Consider the following 22763-nt stretch of genomic DNA (forward strand, 5'->3'; position numbering starts at 1 on the left):
ACATTAGGATTCCTTGTTCTCGGAAGCCTCTTCAGCGCCTTCAGTTGCCGCTGCATCACCTTCCACAGCAGCATTTTCTACTTCAACTGCACGCGGAACGATAATAGAAGCAAGCAGTTCTTCTTCAGGGACGTGCAGTATTACTCCTTTAGGGAGCTTCAAGTCGCTAGCGCTCAGCTTGTCGCCAACATCCAGTGCGGATACATCCACCTCAATGGTAGATGGCAAATCAGCCGGAAGACCTTCGACTTCAACTTCTGTTTCCTGAACTTGCAGAATACCCCCTGTTTTTGTACCTACAGGTGTACCCTGATAATCAATAGAAACACGCACGCGAAGCGGTTTGTTTTTGGAAATTTTCAAAAAATCGGCATGCAGCCATTGGTTGTCACGCTGTTGATAATCTTTAATAATAACTGGAATGGTTTCTCCACCCTCTACAGTGAGGTTGAACACCTCTGAACGTCCAGTTTTGACTACTTTATTAAATTCCTTGGCATCGACATGTACAGGGGTTCCTTCAAGCTCAGAGCCGTAAACCACAGCTGGAATCCGTCCTTTTAACCTCAAACCACGAATGGCCGAACCCTTCTTCTCTGTTCTCGGCTGGGCGGTCAGTTGAATACTTCCTCCATTAGAACTCATGATATACAACCTCCTTCAGGTTACCTTACAAATGATTTTCCTCCAAGAATCTTGCCTGTTTACCAGTTGTACTACAGGATATAAGCCAGCAAGCTGGCAAAACTAAACAAGTCCATAATTCTATTTTACCCCTTTTTTCTGAAACTGACACACGTTTGCATAAAAAAATAGCATTTCTCGAAATGATCGAAAAATGCTACTTTCGTTATATATAGCCACCAAGCATACAAGTCATCCGGCCCGATTATCATTTACCAGTAACAAAAATTCTTCTCTGCCACTATGAATCAATACCTGCATCACAGACTGGTTCCGGTCTATATCAATATATCGATCTGCCTCAACATCCTTCGCATCCCAGTGATTAAGCCGGACAATGTAGCCAATTCGCTGTATATCAGGAGCAACCTGAATACGCGCTATTGCACGACCGTCATCCAAATCACGAAATTCGACATGTCCGTCGCGGTGCCCAGTTCCCCATACCCATACGTTCCAGCCAGTGTATTGCCGATCTGTACGCTCGTAGATCAGTTCAATCGTACGAAATGGAGCGACTTCATTATCGTTTCCAAGCTGCACATCTGTCAATGCCATGGCTGTACCTGCAATTTCTTGATCTGTTCCCTCATCCGAGTCTTCCAATTTGTTCTCCGCCTGACGATTAGCCTGATCTTGTTCAGTCAAAAAGGAGACTCGTGCAGGTTCTTCCTGATCATATAACACCATCATCGACCAGCGCGATACAGTTACACGATGGCCTACGACTTCATACCGTGTCTCATTACCAGCCCCGTGTGCGTCCACGACCACATGCCAACGATCCGATTCCACAGGCAATACTATCGTTTGCTCTGCATCCGAGCCGTTATAAATCACCACAATATGATTCCAGGCATCGCCGTTAGCGTGATGCCTCAAAGCAAAAGCCACCACATGCCCACTGCTTTGCAGCACTTCCATATGCTGCTCCACTAGCTCACGATGGTCCATTCGGAATGCCGGGTGGTTGCGCCGCAAAGCAATTAAGCCTTGGTAGTAATCAAACACTGGGCGAAACCTCGCCTTGTTATCCCAATGGATGGCATTCACCACATCTGAGCTTCGGTAGCTATTATGGTCTCCATATTTGGAGCGCAGCAGTTCATCCCCTGCATGAATAAAAGGGATACCTTGCGATGTGAGTACCATACCGTTAGCCAACAGGGACTTGCGTACGTTTTCATCCTCTAGCAAGTTATTTTCATCCAGTTCACGATACGGGTCTGCTTCGGCAACAGCTTGTTCAGGTGTCCTCCCATCCTGTGGCTTCCCCTGCTCCCATTGTGGAAAACGACAGTGCTCCCGCAAATGTCTTACCGTCAAAATTTTATCCCACAGATTGAGATTATCGTGGGCAGTTACATAATTGACGGTCTCCGATGGCTGAGCTGTGAAATCATGAATAGCCCCAAAAGCACCTTTGAGCACCTGTTCCTCCTGATGTTCTGCCCCCGTGGCAAACCCGCTCCCAGTACCGTCGCTATCTCCCTTAATAGCAGAGCGGTAGTTGTCGTTAAAAACGGCAAAGCCTTTGTCCCGTTGCGTTCCTTTTAGCGTAAGCAAGGGTTGGGGAGATTCTCCTCCCGTCCAAGGCTCACCATAGATCAGCAGATCGGAACGCACTTCAGAGCGAAGTTCTTGCGTAAGCTGCACCACGGTTGGTGTATCAATCAGACCCATCAGATCAAATCGAAAGCCGTCTATATGATATTCCTCTGCCCAATAGCGTAGTGAATCCTTGATATACTTGCGCACCATCGGACGTTCGGTTGCCACCTCATTACCTACACCTGATCCATTGGTGAGCTGCCCTTGCTCATCCGTGCGGTAATAATATCCAGGTACAACAGGCTCAAATGGCCCCTTTTCCACCGAATACGTATGGTTGTATACAACGTCCATAATGACACCGATACCGGCAGTGTGCAAAGACTGTACCAGCAGCTTCAGCTCGCGTATACGTGTCTCCGGATCAGCCGGATTGGAGGAATAAGACCCCTCTGGCACATTATAGTGCTGCGGATCATAGCCCCAGTTATATTCAGTTTCTAATTCTCCCAAGTCATTCACCGTATGAAAATCAGCCACTGGAAGCAAATGAACATGTGTAATGCCCAGCTCCAGCAGATGATCCAGCCCGATGCTGTTCCCCTCAGTATCCTTCAATCCCGTATACGTAAAGGCCTCAAACCGTCCCTGAGCAGCAGATAAGTCTTTTTCCCCCGTATTAAAATGGGTATCCATCGAAAAATCACGTACATGAAGCTCATAGAGAATGGCATCCGTCGGCCGCTTAAGTGTAGGCCCCGCATCTAATTCCCATCCGTCCGGGTTGGTTTGAGCCAAATCAATGATCGCTGTACGCTGCCCGTTGGCTGACACCCCTGTGGCATATGGATCGACAGCATAATGAATGGTGTTGTCCTCCCACTCCAGCCTGTACATGTAATAATATTTGTTCCAGTCGCCTTCCAGCTCTATAGACCATACACCTTGATCATCACGACTCATAGGAAATTCCTGACCACCGCTGTGCTCCTGAACGTTCCCTTCCTGATCGTACACCCCCGCATCGTTATACAACGCTATATGGACCTGCTGCGCAGTCGGTGCCCATACCTTGAACTTGCTGCCCGCAGGCGTATAAGTAAGACCCAAATCATAGCCTTCATATATAGGATATGTTGTGTGCTCAAGCTCATTGAGCTGATTGAAATCTGACATTCCTGTTCACCACCCATTTCTATACATCGGCTTACAGCCTCTGTTCATCCATCATTTATGATGTTTATGACTTGTCAATATACCTCAGGATTTTGTAAAATCTTCACCTAATAGGCTATCAAAATAAGACAAGCTTGAAAAGCTGGATGATTTAAATAAGGATGACGCTTCCATTTCAACGCACACTCCATTTTATGACAAAACTATGAACAGGCTACAGCTTTTGCCCTCAAGGTATAACAATAATTAGAAATGTCAGGACAATCTGCGGTTATCCATTTCAAAAATATCGTCTGCAATCCGCATGGTAGAACTCCGGTGAGAAACAAGGACAATCGTTTTATCTTGCTGTTGTTCCTTTAACGATTTTAAAATAATCGCCTCGTTCAGGCTGTCCAAATTGCTGGTAGGCTCGTCGAGCAGTAAGAGAGGAGCATTATGGACAAAGGCTCTGGCCAGCCCCAAGCGTTGGCGTTCTCCACCGGACAGCCTGTCCCCCAATTCTCCAACTCGGCTGTCATACCCTTGAGGCAAGGTCATAATAAAATCGTGCACGGATGCCTTACGTGCTGCTTCCACCACCTGCTCATGTGTAGCATCAGGCTTTCCGATTTTGATATTAGCTGCAATTGAATCATCAAACAGGAACGTATGCTGGTCTACATAGCTCTGTAAGCCTCTCAAATGTCGGGTCCCAATTTCCTTCAAATCGTGTCCGGATAGCAAAATTTCACCTTGCTGCGGGTCCCTAAATCGCATCAGCAACTTTAGCAGTGTAGACTTGCCAGAGCCGCTTTTACCCTGAATACCTAAAATCCGCTTATGCGGTATCGTGAGACTTACATCATTCAGTACCGTTTGACCATCGTATGCAAAAGTCACCTTGTCTACTCGTGCCCCAGTAAAGGCGACACTCATCCCTTCGATATTTTCCTCTACCTCCGGGGTTTCCTCCAATAGACTCAACACTCGTTCCCCGCTCGCCAGCGTTTGAAGCAAATTGTTGGACAAGTTGCTCAGTGCAACGACCGGACCAAATGAACTAAACAGGGCAATGACAGAAATTAGCATACCTGTAAAGTCAACCTGACCCTTAGACATACCGTACAATCCAGCCAGTAGCATCAAGAATGAGAATCCAACTACAGCCGCATCTGTGATGGCTCTTGTGATGCCTTCATGATGCTTCAAGTCCTTTTGCTTGGCATCCAATTGATCCGTACGACGATTAATCTCATTCAAACGTTGTTCTCCTTGCCCATATTGCACAATTTCCTTCATACCCCGTAAGCTGTCCAAAAAATAACTGCTCAGCTTGCCAAAGCTGCTTCGGTATTCCATCCCCTGACGTTTGCCCATACGTGACGTGAGTAAGGGAATAAATAAACCGACAGTTAGGTAAGCAAGCGCAGCGAGCCAGCCTAATAGAGGCTCATAAGAACCGATAAAAAATACCATGAGCAGTGAAGTGATGATGCCGATCATAACAGGCGCTATCGTATGCGCATAAAATACTTCCAGCAGCTCAATATCACTCGTAATGAGTGATATCAGATTCCCCTTGTCCTTGCCTTCCAATTTGGCTGGAGCGAGTCTTCGCAGGGCTTGAAGCACCTTATCACGCAGTACAGCCAGCAGCTTGAAAGCGAGATAATGACCACTCATTTGCTCGCCATAACGGAATACGCCGCGCAGTACGGCACAAACCACGATCGACGTCAGCAAAAACAACATGGTGTAGCCTGTCGTAATGCCCGTTGCTATAAGCAGAGCAAGGGCTCCATACACTATAATGCCAATAGCACAAACAAAACCAAGCACTCCTGTAACAATCGTGATGAGCAGTACAGGTAAAAGAGGACCCGCCAATACCAATAATTGGCCCATGATCTGTAATCCGTGTCTACGCATATACAGCCCCTCCTTTTACAAACTGCTCTACCCGGTATTGACTGAGATACATCTCCGCATAGTGTCCTTGCTGGCTCAACAGTTCATAATGCGTTCCGGATTCTGCCACCAATCCGTTTTGCAGCACATAGATACAGTCGGATTGAACTACATTTTCCAGTCTGTGAGAGATAAGAATCACTGTTTTTTGACCTGCAAGCGCATGTATTACCTCCATAATGCCTTCCTCACTTTCACTGTCAATGTTAGAGGTGGCCTCGTCAAAAATGTACACACGACTATCATGCAGCAATGCTCTGGCTAGTGCTAGCCGTTGGCGCTGTCCTCCTGACAGATTTGCCCCCTGCTCCTCCAGTTCTGCTTTCAGTCCTCCTTCTGAGAGAATAAAATCATACAGCTTCACTTGTCGCAAAGCTTCCAGCATTTGCTGCTCATCCGCGTGCTCATTGCCCATTTTTAAATTTGCTTCCACTGTGCCTTTAAAAATATAGCTGTTAAAACCGATCCAGGTCATGTGACGCATGCGGCTTTCTTCCGAAATATCGGTGAGCTCGGTTCCTCCAATCGTCAGACTTCCTCGATACCCCTCGTGATGCCCAACGATCAATCCGGCTACCGTACTTTTACCAGAACCTGATTCCCCAACAATTGAAACCAATCTGCCCTGGGGAATATCCATGGATATATTTCGTAAGGTATCTCTCTCGTCGTAGGCGAAACTCACTTGCTCCAGTCGAATATCTGTGTTTTCTATGCTTTCTTGTCCTTGTATAAGATCCTCAGTACTCAACATTTGAAATATTTTGTCGCTTGCTGCCATTCCGTTCATGGCGATATGGAAGTAAGAACCCAATAAACGCAGAGGAATGAAAAATTCTGCCGACAGCAAAACAATGATGATTGCTCCTGCCAAGCCAATATGGCCTGAAGAATATTCGCTTACCGCGACCAGTACACCCGCAGCGGCACCACCAAATGCGATAAGATCCATAATGGCCACGGAGTTAAGCTGCATAGTCAGCACTTTCATTGTCATTTTGCGAAAATCCTCAGCTGCTGTGTTCATTTCCTGATGTTTATCCTGGTCTGTTCCGTACATTTTGAGCGTAGTCAGACCTTGTACATTCTCCAAAAAGCTGTGGCCCAGATTGACGTAACTGCCCCAATATTTCCGAAACAGCTTTTTAGCCATCCTCATAATGACAATGATCGACACTGGAATTAAGGGAACGCAGATCAATAGTATAATGGCTGCTTTGAAGCTGACAAAAGAGAGGGTGATGAACAACGTTACGGGGGCAAGCAGACTGTAAAATAGTTGAGGCATATATCTACCGAAATAGGTTTCAAGCTGCTCTACTCCTTCTACAGCAACCTGAATAACCCCCGAGGTGGAGGTATGATCTGTATATGCGGGTCCCATCTTCAGCAACTTGCCGTAAATTTGTGAGCGCAGCGTTTTTTTAGCATTCACCGAAGCACGATAGGATAACATACTGGCTGCATAATTGCTCAGGCAGCGAATTGCAATAGCAGCAATAACAATGACCGTCATAGATAGAATCAGCTTGCGAGTCACTTGTCCTTCCCATGCTTGCTGCATAACAAAAGCCATAGACAACACAGCGGCTATACTCCCCAAAAGACCGATCCACTGCACAAGCACACCCAAGACGATATATTTCCGAGAATGTTCCACTAGACCGAGCAGACGGCTGTCGACCATTTTAGACCTTTTTTTGGGAGTAGGTGTAGGTAAAGGTTCAGGTGAAGATGAAGGCGTTATTTCTACTGCAGCGTTTCTCACTGTTCCGATGCGGAATATAAAGTAATAATATTTAAAAAGGATGACCAAGACGATGAGCGTTTTGCCCCACACATTAGGGGTGAAAATAAAGCCTGTAATCAGCATCGTTGACGCTAAGCCCAATGACGTGATTTTCGTAGACAGCTTCAATGACCTTGTTTGGACAAAACTCTCTAGATGCTTTTGGTACAGAGAGGTGTTCGAAAACCACTGGTGAATCCTTTCGGACCCCCGCATAAAGAAAAAGGTCGCTAGCAGCAGAAACGGTGTAGTCGGTAGCAACGGTAGCACTACACCAATAACTCCAAGCGCCAAAAATAAAAACCCTAAGGTAATATAGATCGGTTTCACTATAATCCTCCCTAATAGTTATAATAGTAATGATTTCATTTTATAGATAATGATAATCATTATCAATATAAACAATTTAAGCAGGTTGTTATGTGATGTAAATCACGCATATAAAAATCCTCTTGATGCACATCCCTACAGAACACGTTAGTGTTGATGTGGATGCTTTGCCTTCAAGAGGATTATCGAAAGATAATATTGATAATTCGTTGTTTTATGAATTTATAATATCATATTGCTCCAATATCTGCCGATGTAACGGGTGGTCTGCGGTTATGGAAGTATAACGCGTCAGCGCCGCACCCAGTCCTTCGCTACGAATCGCCTGCTGAAGCTCGACTGCCTCGGGGTCTTCCGTAATATCAAATTTACAGGCAGCAGCCATTCCTAACGCCAGATGATCCGTAGGGATGCCATACTCCTGTGCTTGGAGCGCGGGACGTACAAGACGATCATTGGGGGACAGCTTGCGCAACGGTGAACGTCCGACCCGAGTAACATCGTCTGTTAGATTAGGATTGCGGAAGCGATCCAAAATTTTAGAGATGTATTTCTTATGCTCCCCTTGATCCAAACCGAAGCGCTTCACAAGCACCGCTCCTGTTTCCTCCAGTGACCCTTGTATCGAATCCACCACCTTGCTATCCTTCATAGCCTCCTGAATGGTAGCATAACCTGCGGTATAACCAAGATAGGCTGCCACGCAATGCCCCGTATTCACCGTGAACAGCTTTCGTTCAATGTAAGGCTCTAGATCCTGCACGTACAGGATGCCTTCGATTTCTTCATGCTCAGGTGCCATTTGCGAACGATCCACCACCCACTCGTAAAAAGGCTCTACCTGCACATGTAACGGGTCCTCGTGGTGTTGGATCGGCACAATCCGGTCTACAGCAGCATTTGGAAAATACACCGAAGCCTCTGCCTTAGCACGGGTCGCCTCATCCAATAGCGCAAAAACATGCTCTTTCAGTTGGGCGCTGCCTCCGATTGCATTTTCACAGGCAATCACATGCAGCGGCCTTGCTCCTCGCTCTACCCGCCGCTTGATTCCCTCCGCAATACCTGCTGCTATGTGCTTGAGGATGCTGACACCTACCGCGGTCGTTACCAGATCTGCGTGGTCTACCGCATCGGCTACAGCCGCTGCATCCTTGCCGTCAATTGCCGTCACATTCGTGACCAGCTCCGTATCCTTTGTATCATTGGCTAATTCTACGGTGTATTGTTTACGACGGCGTAACTCGGATACAAGGGTGTCGTTGACATCTGAAAAAACAACCTCATAGCCTGCACGCGACAGAATCAATCCGATAAAGCCGCGACCGATATTTCCTGCTCCAAAGTGGACGGCTCTCATAGCTCCAGCTCACTTTCGAACAGATCTATAATTTCCTGTGGGGTCACCGCATTGCGAAGTTTATCCATATTTTCTTCCTCCGCACACACCACAGCGATACTCGTCAAAATCTCCATATGATCGCCGCCTTGTGCTGCAATGCCGATCACCATGTATGCTTTCTCTTCCCCAAAATCTACGCCTTGCGGAAACTGAACGATGGAAATGCCTGTCGATTGAATAAGCGTCTTGGATTCCTTGGTGCCATGTGGAATAGCCAGCCCGTTCCCGATGTAGGTAGACACGATCTCCTCGCGTTCCAGCATCTTGTCAATATACTCACTTGAAATATGTCCTGCATCCAGCAGGATTTGTCCAGCCATGCGAATCGCCTCATATTTGTCTTTGGCGATTGCGTTCATTTTTACTTTGTCTATCGTCATAATACTCACGGTAGGTTCCTCCCTGTCCCTAATTTACTGTGGAAAAATTCAGCCAGCTCACTCGATATATAATTGACAATATGATCCCTGCTACCGTGTTCCAGTAGCGTAACCATGTCTTCCTGCAAGAGTAATGCGCTAATCTCGCTCAATACCTCCAAGCTCTCTCTCGGCAGCTCACGAGGTCCCAACATGAGCAGCACGCATTCTACCTGTTCACCTGTATCCGCCAACAGCGGCTCTGCCAGCTTATACAAGGTAAGCGAAGGCTTGCGAATATAGTGGCTACGCGTATGAACTAAAGCAATGGAGGTATCAGAAATTACCTGACTACCTTGGCGCTCTCTTTCCATGAGTTGTGCAGCAACCGCAGAAGGCTCTGTAACATTCCCCCGCCCCGCCTCCAACATGCATATAGCCTCTACGATCGCCGCCATATCCATCCCCTGATTTTCCAGCGGATACACTTGAAATTGCTGTACAATGTGTACAATTTCATCGAGAATTTTCCGCAGGCCGGTAAGCCACTCCATGTCCTGACCGGGCTGAACGACCTGTTCCTGCTGATGGTCATCGGGATGATGGAGTGTAATATGCTGGATGAATTGACGCAGGCGATCACTCTCCTCCTGCGTCAGCAGCGGGCTTATCTTAAGATAGCGATCTGGTTCAAGCGGTAGCTCTACTGTCGAAATGATCAGATCATAATCCTCCTTGGGGATCCGCGCCGCCTCGTACCATGAGGCCCTATCCACAATTTTGATCTGTGGTAGCTCTTTGGCGAGCCTTGTTGCCAGAAGTCTGGATGAACCAATGCCGCTCGTGCAGACTACGATGGCCCGCACCTCCCGCCGCAATTGTCGCAGCCGCTCCAGCGAAGCGCCGAAATGCATGACCAGAAATCCGATCTCTTCATCAGGGACTTTCATTTCTGTCATGTCCGCCGCAGCCTTTTTCACTGAGTCGAATAAGCTGCTGTAATCCTTGCGGATTTGCTGAAGGAGGGGATTACGAATCGACTTGCCTTCCTTCAAACGTTTGAATACCGGAGCCATATGGGCAATCAGTCCTTCACGCAGAACACGGTCCTCTTCCAATGGCGTGCCTGTTTCTTCCTCCACACGACGAATCAACTCATGAACCGACTCCAGCAGTACAAGATCATCCAGCGGCAGCAGCCGGGTAGAATGATCCTCGGCATCACGGAACAGCAGCCTGAAATAAGATCGTTCCGGGTCCGGAAAGTCAATATCCAGCGCCGCTGACAATTCTGCGCATATGCGTTCTACCATAGCTGTGCGCAGCATGATATTCTCATCCGAATCTGTTTTCGAATATGAGAGACGATGAGCCACAACGTACCCGAGTCGTAGACGTGCCAGCGAAACGCAAATTTGAATCAGCAACTCCATATACTTGCTTTCCACCATGTTTTCCAACCATTTTTCATGGGGCCGCCAGAGGGCATTTTCCACGATCAGCAGGTTCTCTCTGCCGATCATCTCCAGCAGCTTGTCAGCGACACGGGTTACAGGACGATGCTCTTCTCCGGCTGAAAACAGATCGGATTCATCCAAATATTCAAGTGCTAGTTCGGAAATCGCCCGTCTTTTGTCTGTCTCGCGCCCCGTCATCTCGACGCCGTACCCTCGTCTGCGCACAAGCACGAGTCCCCGTTCCCCAATCCAGCCTTGCAAATCGTCCAGATCATGACTGACCGTAGTTACCGTGACTTTCAGATCTGAAGCCAGCGCCAGCAGCTTGATCGGCTCCCGTGTATCCAGCAGCATGCAGAGAATCACGATCTTTCTCTCCTCAGCCGAATATTCATCTGACTTCGTATCCAGCAATTGCTTCCGCAGGCATACAAGCTGAGCTGGGTCAGCATCTATACAGATACCGATTCCTGACTTTTTCTCCAGCTTCACCTCATGAACTGCCAGCCAATGCTCGACTGCGCCCAGTTCCCGATGAACCGTCCTTGTGCTGACATTGATCTTCGTGGCAATTTCCCCGGCTGTAACCTCTTTGGACTGCTCCAGAAGATATTCCACGATGTCACGTTGTCGTTTCGTAATATTCATAAGCGCATACCGTTCCTTCCCAAGCTCATTCCTCCAGCAGGAGACGTACATTGCATACAGTCCGCCTGACTTCGATGAGGATTAAGAATCGGATTTCAGACGTTCAACCAGCGCTTCGTATTCAGGACTCTTCAAAAAATTGTCAATGGAAATGTGCTCAGCTTTCGGAGCTACTGTTTTAGCCCGGTCTGTCAACGTTTTTTGCGTAATGACAATATCCGCATCCTGTGGAATTTCACTGATTGCTGTATTCGTAACTGTTACGCCCACACCCGCCTGCTTCATTTTTTTGCGTAAAATCGAGGCACCCATAGCGCTTGAACCCATACCTGCATCACAGGAAAAGACGATCTTGTTCACTTCGGATTTATCCTTGAGCGTTCGATCTGCGGCAATCTCGGCAGTACGATCAGCTTCGTGGTTATCTTCCATTACAGTGGCATTAGCACTTGCACTCTTGCTTTGATTTTTCATATCTTTCAGGCGGGATGCAGCTTCCTCCAGCCCCTCTTCTTGTTGCTTACCAGTCTTGAGTAACACTGCAGCAACAGCAAAGGATACGACCGCAGCAGCGATCACCCCGCTTAGCATTGGCAAATATCCGCCTTTTGGCGTCATTAGAAAATAGGCGATAATGCTGCCCGGTGAAGGAGCAGCAACCAGTCCGGCACCTGTCAACATGAAACAGAAGGTTCCCACAACGCCCCCAGCTATAGCTGCAAGAATCAGAATCGGCTTCATCAAAATGTAAGGGAAATAAATTTCATGAATCCCGCCGAAAAAATGAATGATGACCGCTCCAGGAGCCGACGACTTCGCAGAGCCTTTACCGAACAGGCAGTAGGCCAGCAAAATACCGAGCCCCGGCCCAGGGTTGGATTCCAGCATGAACAGTACGGATTTCCCTGTTCTTGCAGCTTCCTCCAACGCAATCGGACTTAATACTCCGTGATTCAGCGCGTTGTTTAAAAATAATACTTTTCCGGGCTCAATAATGAGGTTGACAAGCGGCAATAGCCCTGCGTTCACGAGGAACTGTACCCCTGCCGACAATACTTGACTGATCATTTGTACAACCGGGCCGATCGCCACATGGGCAAGCAGTGCTAGAATGGCACCGATAATCCCGGCCGAGAAATTATTGACCAGCATTTCAAAGCCTGATCTGACTTTGCCTTCAATGGCCTTGTCGAACTTCTTCAATATCCATGCAGCCAGCGGACCAGCTACCATCGCGCCCAGGAACATCGGGATATCGGCCCCCACAATGACACCCATCGTCATAATGGCACCGATCACACCTCCACGCTGTCCGTGAATCATCGTGCCCCCTGTGTAACCGATCAGCAGCGGCAGTAAATAATTTTTCATCGGATCAACCAGTTGTGCAAAACCCTCGTTCGGGAACCATCCGGTCGGAATAAAGAGTGCTGTAATCAATCCCCATGCAATAAAGGCTCCCATATTGGGCATAACCATTCCGCTAAGAAAACGGCCAAAACGCTGTACGGCGACACGAGTGCCTCCTTTTGAACTTGGCTTTGTGTCCAATGTGCTCATATTCAAATCCTCCTTGTAGGTAAGCATCACTACCTTTTCTTAAAATTCATACTAAATGACAGCGCTATCTTCATCAACGAAATGAAAACGTACTTTCGTCATGAACGTTGATGACAACATTTAAATTTAAATTATCCGGGAAGGTATTATACCTGCATAATTCTTCTTAATATGACCTGTAGCTATAGAAATTAGTCGAAAAAACAGGGATTTAAATCTGCACAAACTTATAGGGAACCACCTTCTGTGCCAGAGTAAAACACGTAATTACGCTTCCAAAATGACAACAAAAAAATAGCCGCTATGGCAGATCATAGCGACTATTTTATACAAAAAACGAGCGAACTAACGATGCTCTTATTCAATTGAAAATCAATATAAAAAATTCAGAATAACACGCTCTTTTTTCATGCTGTATTGCCCCATTATTACTCCGAAATCAACTTCTCATACTGATCCGCAGACAGTAGCTTGCCCAATGTTTCCTCCACATCTTTGCCCATCTCTACTTCGATCATCCAACCTTTTTCATAGGGAGATTCATTTACTAGTTCAGGCGTACTTTCCAGCGCTTCATTCACCTTTAATACGTTTCCCGTCACCGGAGCAAAAAGGTCGGATACCGTCTTCACCGATTCAATCGTACCGATCTCCGCTCCCTGCTCAATCGTTACTCCCACCTCAGGTAATTCTACAAAAACAATATCACCCAGTTGATGCTGTGCAAAGTCCGTAATACCAACCCGCACCGTCCCATTCTCTGTACGCTGAACCCACTCATGTTCGTCTGTATACCAAAGTTGCTGCTTCACTTCACCCATCCTGTTCCCCTCACTTCCATATGAATAAAATCGCTTTTGCTCACCTGTATTAGACAGGTTAAGATTATGACAACAAGAACACTCATGTCAATAATACTAACAAAAATACTTCATATCACCTCATATAGCGTACTATATAAAAATATGATAGCTTATAACAAACGCTTACATATCCTTATTTATATATTAAATGTTTTTTCTATTGTTTTCGATGACATTTTTATTGACATTTTGAATGAATTTGCGTATTAATGGGTTATAGCAAATACTTTGGGAAACACCCCGACAACTGCAAACGCGGATGAACGCAGAGGGAGAGACTGCCAAAAAGATTCGCATAGCTGTTGCCGCTTGTGAGACAGTTGTGCACGCGAATCGGATCAAGTTGTTATCTGCACAGCCAGGTAATATACCGCAGATCCCGAAGGTAGCGCCGAAGGAGTAAGCCTGCATTTGCAGGTGAATCTCTCAGGCAAAAGGACCTCTGCCGGACGCATCTCTGGAGAGCATTCGCTATTGGAGCGGATCACCCAAGAGGAAACCCGGTACATACCGGGGTAACTTTCTGGTATCAAGGACAGAGCTGAAAAAAGAGTATAGACTGCTGTCTATACGTTTTTTTCGGCCTGTCTTTTTTGTTTAGCCGATCACACCGGATAGGAGTGGAAAAATGACTAATTTGCGAAGAACACCGCTATATTCGTCCTACGGGACGCAGTCTGGGGTTCGTTGTATTGACTTTGGCGGCTGGGAGCTCCCCGTTCAGTTTAGCGGCATTCAAAAGGAGCATGAGGCCGTCCGCCAACGTGCGGGTTTATTCGATGTATCGCATATGGGCGAGTTTTTGGTTGAAGGCAAAGAGGCCGAAGCTTTTCTGCAAAGGGTGACCACGAATGATGTCAGCCAGTTGGAAGCAGGTCAGGCACAATATTCACTCCTGTGTTACCCCGATGGAGGTGTAGTAGACGACCTACTTGTTTACTGCAAAGGACCAGAACGCTACATGCTCGTAGTGAACGCCTCTAACATCGATAAGGATTGGGATTGGCTCATTCGCCATATGCCTGCATCCGTTCACATGGAGAATGTGTCTGATGCGATAGCATTGCTGGCGTTGCAAGGACCAGAAGCAGTACGAATTGCCGCAGCCGTGGCAGATACGGACATTACGAATCTGGCATCTTTCCGCTTCCATGAGGACGTGCCATTGTTCGGAGCAAAAGCTCTCGTCTCACGAACCGGATATACGGGCGAAGACGGTTTTGAATTTTACGTACCTGCCGCGGAAGCACCAGCCGTATGGGAGAGTTTGCTTCGTTTCGGTGAGTCGTATGGGCTGATTCCCGCTGGACTTGGTGCTCGGGATACCCTACGCTTTGAGGCACGGTTGCCGCTGTACGGACAGGAGTTATCTGCCACGATTTCACCACTTGAAGCCGGTCTAGGGTACTTCGTCAAGCTGAATAAAGGAGATTTTATCGGTAGAGAAGCACTGCAACGTCAGAAAGATCAAGGGATTCCTCGCAAATTGATCGGGCTGGAAATGATTGATCGCGGTATCCCACGCGCCCATTATCCGGTATTCGCAGAAGGACAACGCATCGGTGAGGTCACAACGGGAACTCAGTCGCCCACCTTGAAGCGTAATCTGGGCCTCGCCTTGGTGGACAGTCGTTTTAGCGTCCTCTCCACACCGCTGGAGGTTGAGATTCGTGGCAAACGCCTGCGTGCCGAGGTGGTGGCAGCACCCTTTTATAAACGCCCGCGCTGATCTTAAACTCTCTTCATTTCAATAAAGCAAACATGTCAGATATGAACTTCCGGGTTTCTCATCTCACACTTTTTTATTAGCTAATTTACGATTTAAAATTTTGCTTTTCGAAAGGAGCCAGAACCTATGAAGCAGCATCGTTATCTCCCTATGACTGAGCAGGATCAAACCGAAATGCTACGTGTGGTCGGTGTATCATCCATTGATGATTTGTTCAGTGACATTCCAGAGGCCATTCGATATCAAGGGGAACTCCCTCTTTCTTCTCGACTCGATGAGAAAGCCTTGACCCGCCACTTGGCCGAGCTGGCCAGACACAACGCCAATACAGACACACATGCCAGCTTCCTTGGCGCAGGAATTTATGATCATCATATTCCGTCCGTCATCCAGCACATCACTTCACGCTCGGAATTCTATACAGCCTACACCCCCTATCAGCCGGAAGTAAGCCAAGGCGAGCTACAAGCCATTTTCGAATTTCAGTCGTATATTTGCGAATTGACGGGCATGGCTGTAGCTAATGCCAGCATGTACGACGGAGCGACTGCACTGGCGGAAGCGGGCTCACTGTCCGCCGCAGCTACCCGCCGTAAACAGCTTATCGTATCGAGGTCCGTCCATCCAGAGGCACGTCAGGTATTGGCAGCCTATGCACGCGGATTGGATTTGGACATCGTGGAGATCGGCTGTTCGGACGGCGTAACGGATGCTGATGCGTTAGCGGCGGCCGTATCGGAACAGACCGCGGCTGTTTTGGTCCAAAGCCCCAACTTTTTTGGAGCCGTGGAAAACCTGAAGCCGATGGCTGATCTCATCCATGCGCACAAAGGTCTTTTGGTCGTCAGTGCCAACCCACTGGCACTTGGCTTGCTGGAAACCCCCGGCAAACAGGGCGCGGATATTGTGGTAGGAGACGCGCAGCCACTTGGCATCTCCTCTTCTCTCGGCGGTCCGACCTGTGGATACTTTGCCGTTTCTCAGACACATATGCGCCGTATCCCTGGCCGCATTGTGGGTCAGACCACAGACCGCAATGGTAAACGCGGCTTCGTGCTGACCTTGCAAGCGCGGGAACAGCATATCCGACGCGAAAAGGCCACCTCTAATATTTGCTCCAATCAAGCGTTGCTAGCTTTATCCGCATCTGTATACTTGTCTGTTATGGGTAGGAAGGGGATCAAGGAAGTAGCCGAGCTAAATTTGCATAAAAGCCGATATGCCTTAGAGCAATTGCTGAACTTGAAGGGCGTAACTTCCTCGTTTAACGCACCAACCTTTAACGAGTTTGCCCTTAGACTGCCTGAGGGTACAGATATGAGCAGACTCCAGACCGAGTTGCTAGCTGCTGGATTTATCGCTGGCTACGATTTGGGCCGGGACTATGAGGAACTTGCTGGTCACATGTTGATTGCCGTGACGGAGCAAAGAACCAAAGAAGAGATTGACCAATTTGTACACACCTTGGGGGGATTGCTATGACACACACCGGACAGGATCAGAAACAAGGGCTGTTGAAGGAACACGATCAAGCGCTCATTTTTGAATTGAGCCGTCCGGGTCGCATCGCCTATTCCCTTCCCGAGTGCGACGTTCCCCGTCGCCCGGTGGGAGAGCTTTTGCCAGATTATGCGCTGCGCAGCGAACCTGCGGCATTACCCGAGGTATACGAAGTAGACGTTATTCGGCATTATACCGCCTTGTCCCGGCGAAATTTCGGCGTGGACAATGGATTTTATCCGCTCGGCTCCTGTACGATGAAATACAATCCGAAAGTGAATGAGGATGTCGCCCGATATACAGGCTTCGCCAAAATCCATCCATATCAGCCCGAGGAGAGCATCCAGGGTGCCATGGAGCTGCTGCATACGCTCCAAAATGATTTGGCTGCGTTAACTGGCATGGATGCCGTCACGCTTCAGCCCGCCGCGGGCGCCCATGGCGAATGGACCGGGCTGATGATGATTCGCTCATACCACGAAGCACGCGGTGAGCGACGTACCAAGGTGCTCGTGCCGGATTCCTCGCACGGAACGAACCCCGCCAGCGCAACCGTCGCGGGCTTCGAAACCGTCACCCTCCCCTCCACTCCTGAGGGGCTAGTGGATCTGGATGCGCTGCGTCAAGCCGTAGGCAACGACACCGCTGCGCTCATGCTGACCAACCCGAACACGCTTGGACTGTTCGAGAAGCAAATCACTGACATTGCTGCCATCGTGCATGACGCGGGTGGTCTGCTCTACTATGATGGGGCGAACTCCAACGCCATCATGGGGATTACCCGCCCCGGGGATATGGGCTTCGATGTAGTGCATCTCAATTTGCACAAAACGATGAGTACCCCGCACGGCGGCGGCGGCCCCGGCGCTGGGCCTGTCGGCGTAAAGCAACGGCTCATCCCTTATTTGCCCAAGCCGCTTGTCGTACGGGATCCGCAGGGGGTGTACCACTGGGACCGGGAACAGGGAGATTCTATTGGACGGGTTAAGGCCTTTTACGGCAACTTCGGTATTCTCGTTCGTGCCTACGCCTATATCCGTAGCTACGGTCCTGATGGCTTAAAGCGTGTATCGGAATGCGCTGTGCTCAATGCCAATTACATGATGCATCGGCTCGCTCCACATTTTGACCTGCCCTACCCTGGACATTGCAAACACGAATTCGTAATGTCGGGGCGAGGCTTGAAAAAATTTGGAGTGCGCACGCTTGATGTAGCCAAAAGGCTGCTTGATTTCGGCTACCATCCGCCTACAATTTACTTCCCGCTGAATGTAGAGGAGTGCATCATGATCGAGCCCACGGAGACGGAAAGTAAGGAAACACTTGATGCTTTTGTCGACACTATGATTCATATTGCGCGGGAAGCAGAAGAGAACCCTGAGCTGGTACTCAATGCACCATATACTACTCCAGTCACACGATTGGACGAAACTACCGCAGCCCGCAAACCTGTACTGAATTGCTCATGCAGTTAAAAACAAATTCTACTTAAAGGATGCAAAAAAGCCGGTATCTAAATAGATACCGGCTGCTGTATGTACACAGCAATTTTTTTTGTTGGAAAAAGATATAACCTTTGAAATGTAATACCCTTCCTTAGCCTTCGATGCTTTGAACCAATTCAACAACCTGTTCTGCTGTTTGCATGTCCAGAGCTTTTGTAGCCAGTTTTTCCATGTCCGCACGGGACAACTTGGAGATTTGACTACGTGCTGGCAGAATGGAAGTTGCGCTCATACTGAACTCATCAAGTCCCAGACCCAGCAGCAACGGAATTGCTGTTGTATCTCCTGCCATTTCACCACACATACCAACCCAACGTCCTTCACGGTGAGCGGCATCAATAACCATTTTCACCAGACGCAGAATGGATGGATTGTATGGTTGATACAGGTAAGAAACCCGCTCGTTCATGCGATCCGCTGCCATTGTGTATTGAATCAGATCGTTTGTACCGATACTGAAGAAATCTACTTCTTTTGCGAATTGGTCAGCCAATACCGCTGTAGAAGGAATTTCTACCATGATGCCCAGCTGAATTTCTTCAGATACGGATACACCCTCGGCTACCAACTTTTCCTTTTCTTCCAACAAAACAGCTTTAGCTTCACGGAATTCGTTCAGCGTAGCAATCATCGGGAACATGATGCGCAGGTTACCATGCACACTTGCACGCAACAAAGCACGCAATTGAGTGCGGAAAATATCCTGGCGATCCAGACACAGACGAATAGCACGGAATCCGAGGAACGGATTCATTTCTTTCGGCAGATCCAGATAAGGAAGTTCTTTGTCGCCACCGATATCCAAAGTACGAACTACAACCGGCTTACCTTCCATTCTTTCCAGAACGGTTTTGTACGCCGTATACTGTACTTCTTCGGATGGAAGCTTATCGCGTCCCATGTACAAGAACTCCGTACGGTACAAGCCAACGCCTTCACCACCGTTGTCCAGAACACCAGCTACATCATTAGGCGTACCAATATTGGCTGCCAGTTCGACATGGACACCATCGACAGAAACCGTAGCTTCGCCGCGCAGCTTGCGCCACTCTTCGCGTTGCTTGTCGTATGCCACCTGTTTAGCACGGTATTCCGCAACAATCTCTTCGGTAGGGTTCACGAATACGTGACCATCCAAACCATCAACGATAATCAGATCGCCGCTTTTAGCTTGAGACAATATATTTTTCGTTCCCACTACTGCAGGAATTTCAAGTGAGCGAGCCATAATAGCCGAATGCGAAGTACGTCCGCCGATGTTTGTTGCAAAACCTTTAACAAATTCACGGTTCAGCTGAGCTGTGTCGGAAGGTGTCAAATCTTCTGCAAGCACAATCGTTTCTTCGGCAATTTCTGCAGGACTAACAAAATGAACACCAAGCAGGTGATTCAGGATCCGCTTGGTTACATCACGCATGTCCGATGCGCGTTCTTGCAAATAGGCACTTTTCATGTTTTCAAACATGGAAATAAACTGTGTAGCTACTTCATTCAAAGCATAGTCAGCATTAAGCTGCTCGTCTCTGATTTTAGCTTTAACCGGATCGATCAATTCAGGATCATTCAGGATGAGCAGGTGAGATGCAAAAATTTCTGCTTTCTTCTCTCCCAGCTCCTGAAGCGTTTTCTCCTTAATCGATTCCAATTCGGTTTGAGATTGTACCAAAGCCGCATCCAATCTCGCGATTTCAGCTTCAACATCACCAACCGCGCGTCTCTCTACAGCGTAATTCGGATGCTCCAAGATAAACGCCCGGGCAATGGCTATGCCTGCCGAAGCGGCAATCCCGGAAATTTTAAGCATGAACTTCGCCCAGCCCTTCGTTAACGATTACATTTTCAAGAGCTTTCAGTGCTTCGGCAGCTTCAGCGCCTTCGCAGATAATGTTAATAGTATCGCCTTGTTCCAGACCCAGAGACAATACACCCAGAATGGATTTCAAAGTTACTTTTTTACCGTTAGCTTCGGCAAAAGATTCAGCACCGCTGAATTTGTTAGCTGTATTTACCAGTGCAGTTGCTGGACGTGCATGGATACCGTCTTCATCCGTAATTCTAAAAGTTGTTTGCATAATTTGTTCCTCCCACTTTCCTAAAGATAATATTTGTTTACACGCAGTATACCAGATAATTGATCAGACGGCCTAAGCCGCCTAATCAACTAATCCGAAACACATAGAGTTTATTTTATCGTAATTATACCATCTTCGCCAGCCTTCAATACTCCAGTTTTGTTTAAAGTTACCGAAGAACCTTCTGGAAGGTTAGTAAAAATGACAGGTGAAATGATGGATTTAGCGTTTGCCTTCACGTATTCCAGGTCTACTTTCATAATAGGCTGGCCGGCTGACACAAGATCGCCTTCGTTCACCAAAACGTCAAATCCTTGACCTTTAAGCTTCACAGTATTCACCCCAATATGAACAAGCACTTCTTTACCACCATCGGATTGAATACCAATCGCATGCTTGCTTGGGAATACATTGAATACTTTACCATAAACAGGGGACACAATCGTTCCATCATTTGGCACGACCGCAAAGCCGTCACCTGTCATACGTTCTGCAAATACCGGATCGGGAACCGTCGAGATATCAACCAATTCTCCGTTAACAGGCATTACAATATCTTCTACAATAATGGTTTGTTGTTCTTCTCCAGCTTCCTTCTCCTCTTGTGGAGCAGGTTGCGCCGGAGCTGGTGCTGGTGTACGTCCAGCCATGATATCAGCCATTTGAGATTTAATGGTGTCGGAACGTGTACCGAAAATTGCCTGTACGTTGTTACCGACTTCAAGAACACCCGATGCTCCAAGTTGTTTCAGACGAGCTTTGTCAACGTTCGATTTCTCATTAACCTCGATCCGAAGACGTGTGATACAAGCATCCAGATGCTTGATATTCGATGAACCGCCGAAAGCTGCCAAAATGTTGTGCGGGAGCTCGTCACTACTACCGACTGCTGCGCCATCCACATTTTCTGTAGCTTCTTCACGTCCTGGTGTTTTCAAGTTGAACTTCCGTATGATGAACCGGAATCCGAAGTAGTAAATAACTGCCAAAATCAGACCGACGATGATTACATACCACCAAGGCGTACGGGTTGGAATAATCCCGAAAATCAGGAAGTCAATAAATCCGCCTGAGAAGGTCATACCGATTTTGACATGTAAAATTTGCATGGTCATAAATGACAGACCTGCGAATATACAGTGTACTGCAAACAGCAGTGGAGCTACGAACAGGAAGGAAAATTCCAGTGGCTCCGTAATACCTGTCAAGAACGAAGTCAATGCTGCTGAACCCATGATACCTGCTACATATTTTTTGTGTTCTGGTCTTGCTTCATGGTACATCGCAAGCGCTGCTGCCGGCAAACCGAACATCATGAATGGGAATTTACCCACTTGGAACGTACTTGCTGTCAACGCCACTCCGTCGCGAAGCTGGCTGAAGAAGATCTGCTGGTCACCGTGAACGGTTTGACCTGCTTTGTTAACATATTCACCAAACTCAAACCAGAACGGTGAATACCAGATGTGATGCAAACCAAATGGAATAAGCGCGCGTTCGATAACCCCAAACAGGAACGCCGACAAAGTCGGGTTGGAATACACCATAAAGTGAGATACTGCGTTAAGTCCTTGTTGAACTGGAGGCCAGATCAGAACCAGCGCAAGTCCAACAATCAGTGAGGACACCGCCGTTGCAATTGGAACGAAACGCTTACCCGCGAAAAATCCCAGATACGAAGGAAGCTCAATTTTGAAAAAGCGGTTGTACATGGCCGCGGCCAGTATACCGATGATTATCCCGCCGAACACCCCGGTTTGAAGCGTTGGAATCCCCAACACGTTCGCATAACCCGGTATTTTTTGAGCAATCAGACCAGGTGTGACACCCACGGCTGTACCCAAAGTAATGTTCATAACGAGGTAACCGATGATGGCAGCCAAACCTGCTACACCTTCACCGCCCGCCAGACCGACGGCTACGCCGACTGCGAACAACAGTGCCAGATTATCAAAAACGATTTGTCCGGCATTCATCATGATCGTCGCTACCGATTGAACCCAGCCCGCATTTAATGCCGGAATGTACTGGAGAAAATCAGGATTGACCAGCATGTTACCGATACCCAATAAAAGCCCCGCAGCTGGCAAAATCGCTACAGGAAGCATTAATGCTTTACCGACACGCTGTAAAACGCCGAAAAGCTTTTTAAACATACCTTCCACATCCTTCTCTGAAATTTAGAACA

General features: G+C 47.8%; 15 protein-coding genes and 1 riboswitch. Of the genes, 3 read left to right on the forward strand and 12 right to left on the reverse strand.

Features of this window, described 5'->3' with window-relative positions:
* Positions 1-3: 3 nt before the first annotated feature.
* The 9 genes from T3H97_RS19135 to gcvH form a co-directional block, all read right to left on the reverse strand.
* Positions 4-645 carry a 50S ribosomal protein L25 gene (locus T3H97_RS19135; protein ID WP_250239997.1) on the reverse strand — a complete coding sequence of 214 codons (642 nt, stop codon included), beginning with the start codon at positions 643-645 and terminating at the stop codon, positions 4-6.
* 231 nt (positions 646-876) lie between these two features.
* A complete protein-coding gene (pulA, locus tag T3H97_RS19140; RefSeq protein WP_328800587.1) occupies positions 877-3411 on the reverse strand; it encodes a type I pullulanase in 2535 nt (844 codons plus the stop codon).
* A gap of 255 nt (positions 3412-3666) precedes the next feature.
* Positions 3667-5322, reverse strand: coding sequence for an amino acid ABC transporter ATP-binding/permease protein (locus tag T3H97_RS19145; RefSeq protein WP_328800588.1), 1656 nt, complete (start codon positions 5320-5322; stop codon positions 3667-3669).
* Positions 5315-7480, reverse strand: a complete 2166-nt coding sequence (locus T3H97_RS19150; RefSeq protein ID WP_328800589.1) for a DUF454 family protein — start codon at positions 7478-7480, stop codon at positions 5315-5317. Before T3H97_RS19150 ends, T3H97_RS19145 begins: the two co-directional genes overlap by 8 nt.
* A gap of 214 nt (positions 7481-7694) precedes the next feature.
* On the reverse strand, positions 7695-8840 hold the full coding sequence (locus tag T3H97_RS19155) for a mannitol-1-phosphate 5-dehydrogenase (RefSeq protein ID WP_103049349.1): 1146 nt from the start codon (positions 8838-8840) through the stop codon (positions 7695-7697).
* Positions 8837-9271: a PTS mannitol transporter subunit IIA gene (locus T3H97_RS19160; protein WP_103049348.1), complete on the reverse strand. Its 435-nt coding sequence runs from the start codon at positions 9269-9271 to the stop codon at positions 8837-8839. The genes T3H97_RS19155 and T3H97_RS19160 overlap by 4 nt, the downstream gene beginning before the upstream one ends.
* Complete coding sequence (locus tag T3H97_RS19165; protein WP_103049347.1) at positions 9268-11346, reverse strand: BglG family transcription antiterminator; 2079 nt, start codon at positions 11344-11346, stop codon at positions 9268-9270. The genes T3H97_RS19160 and T3H97_RS19165 overlap by 4 nt, the downstream gene beginning before the upstream one ends.
* A gap of 81 nt (positions 11347-11427) precedes the next feature.
* Positions 11428-12906 (reverse strand): PTS mannitol transporter subunit IIBC, encoded by a 1479-nt coding sequence (locus tag T3H97_RS19170; RefSeq protein ID WP_103049346.1) that lies wholly within the window; start codon positions 12904-12906, stop codon positions 11428-11430.
* A gap of 428 nt (positions 12907-13334) precedes the next feature.
* Positions 13335-13727, reverse strand: coding sequence for a glycine cleavage system protein GcvH (gene gcvH, locus T3H97_RS19175; RefSeq protein ID WP_328800590.1), 393 nt, complete (start codon positions 13725-13727; stop codon positions 13335-13337).
* A 394-nt stretch (positions 13728-14121) separates the two neighbouring features.
* A riboswitch (glycine riboswitch) is annotated at positions 14122-14221 on the forward strand.
* 176 nt (positions 14222-14397) lie between these two features.
* On the opposite strand from gcvH, the gene gcvT reads away from it, so the two are divergent.
* From gcvT to gcvPB, 3 genes are all read left to right on the forward strand, one after another.
* On the forward strand, positions 14398-15498 hold the full coding sequence (gcvT, locus tag T3H97_RS19180; protein ID WP_328800591.1) for a glycine cleavage system aminomethyltransferase GcvT: 1101 nt from the start codon (positions 14398-14400) through the stop codon (positions 15496-15498).
* A 126-nt stretch (positions 15499-15624) separates the two neighbouring features.
* Entirely contained in the window at positions 15625-16980 is a 1356-nt protein-coding gene (gene gcvPA / locus T3H97_RS19185) for an aminomethyl-transferring glycine dehydrogenase subunit GcvPA (protein ID WP_328800592.1), read from the forward strand.
* Positions 16977-18473 carry an aminomethyl-transferring glycine dehydrogenase subunit GcvPB gene (gene gcvPB, locus T3H97_RS19190; RefSeq protein ID WP_103049342.1) on the forward strand — a complete coding sequence of 499 codons (1497 nt, stop codon included), beginning with the start codon at positions 16977-16979 and terminating at the stop codon, positions 18471-18473. The genes gcvPA and gcvPB overlap by 4 nt, the downstream gene beginning before the upstream one ends.
* A gap of 121 nt (positions 18474-18594) precedes the next feature.
* On the opposite strand, the gene ptsP is transcribed toward gcvPB, so the two are convergent.
* The 3 genes from ptsP to ptsG all read right to left on the reverse strand — a co-directional run bounded on the left by ptsP (position 18595) and on the right by ptsG (position 22731).
* Entirely contained in the window at positions 18595-20307 is a 1713-nt protein-coding gene (ptsP, locus tag T3H97_RS19195; protein ID WP_103049341.1) for a phosphoenolpyruvate--protein phosphotransferase, read from the reverse strand.
* A complete protein-coding gene (locus T3H97_RS19200; protein WP_013372579.1) occupies positions 20300-20575 on the reverse strand; it encodes an HPr family phosphocarrier protein in 276 nt (91 codons plus the stop codon). Before T3H97_RS19200 ends, ptsP begins: the two co-directional genes overlap by 8 nt.
* A 110-nt stretch (positions 20576-20685) precedes the next feature.
* On the reverse strand, positions 20686-22731 hold the full coding sequence (gene ptsG / locus T3H97_RS19205) for a glucose-specific PTS transporter subunit IIBC (RefSeq protein ID WP_103049340.1): 2046 nt from the start codon (positions 22729-22731) through the stop codon (positions 20686-20688).
* Positions 22732-22763: the final 32 nt, after the last annotated feature.

It is taken from the genome of Paenibacillus sp. LX16 (assembly GCF_036252815.1).
In the GTDB taxonomy this organism is placed as follows: Bacteria; Bacillota; Bacilli; order Paenibacillales; family Paenibacillaceae; genus Paenibacillus; species Paenibacillus polymyxa_B.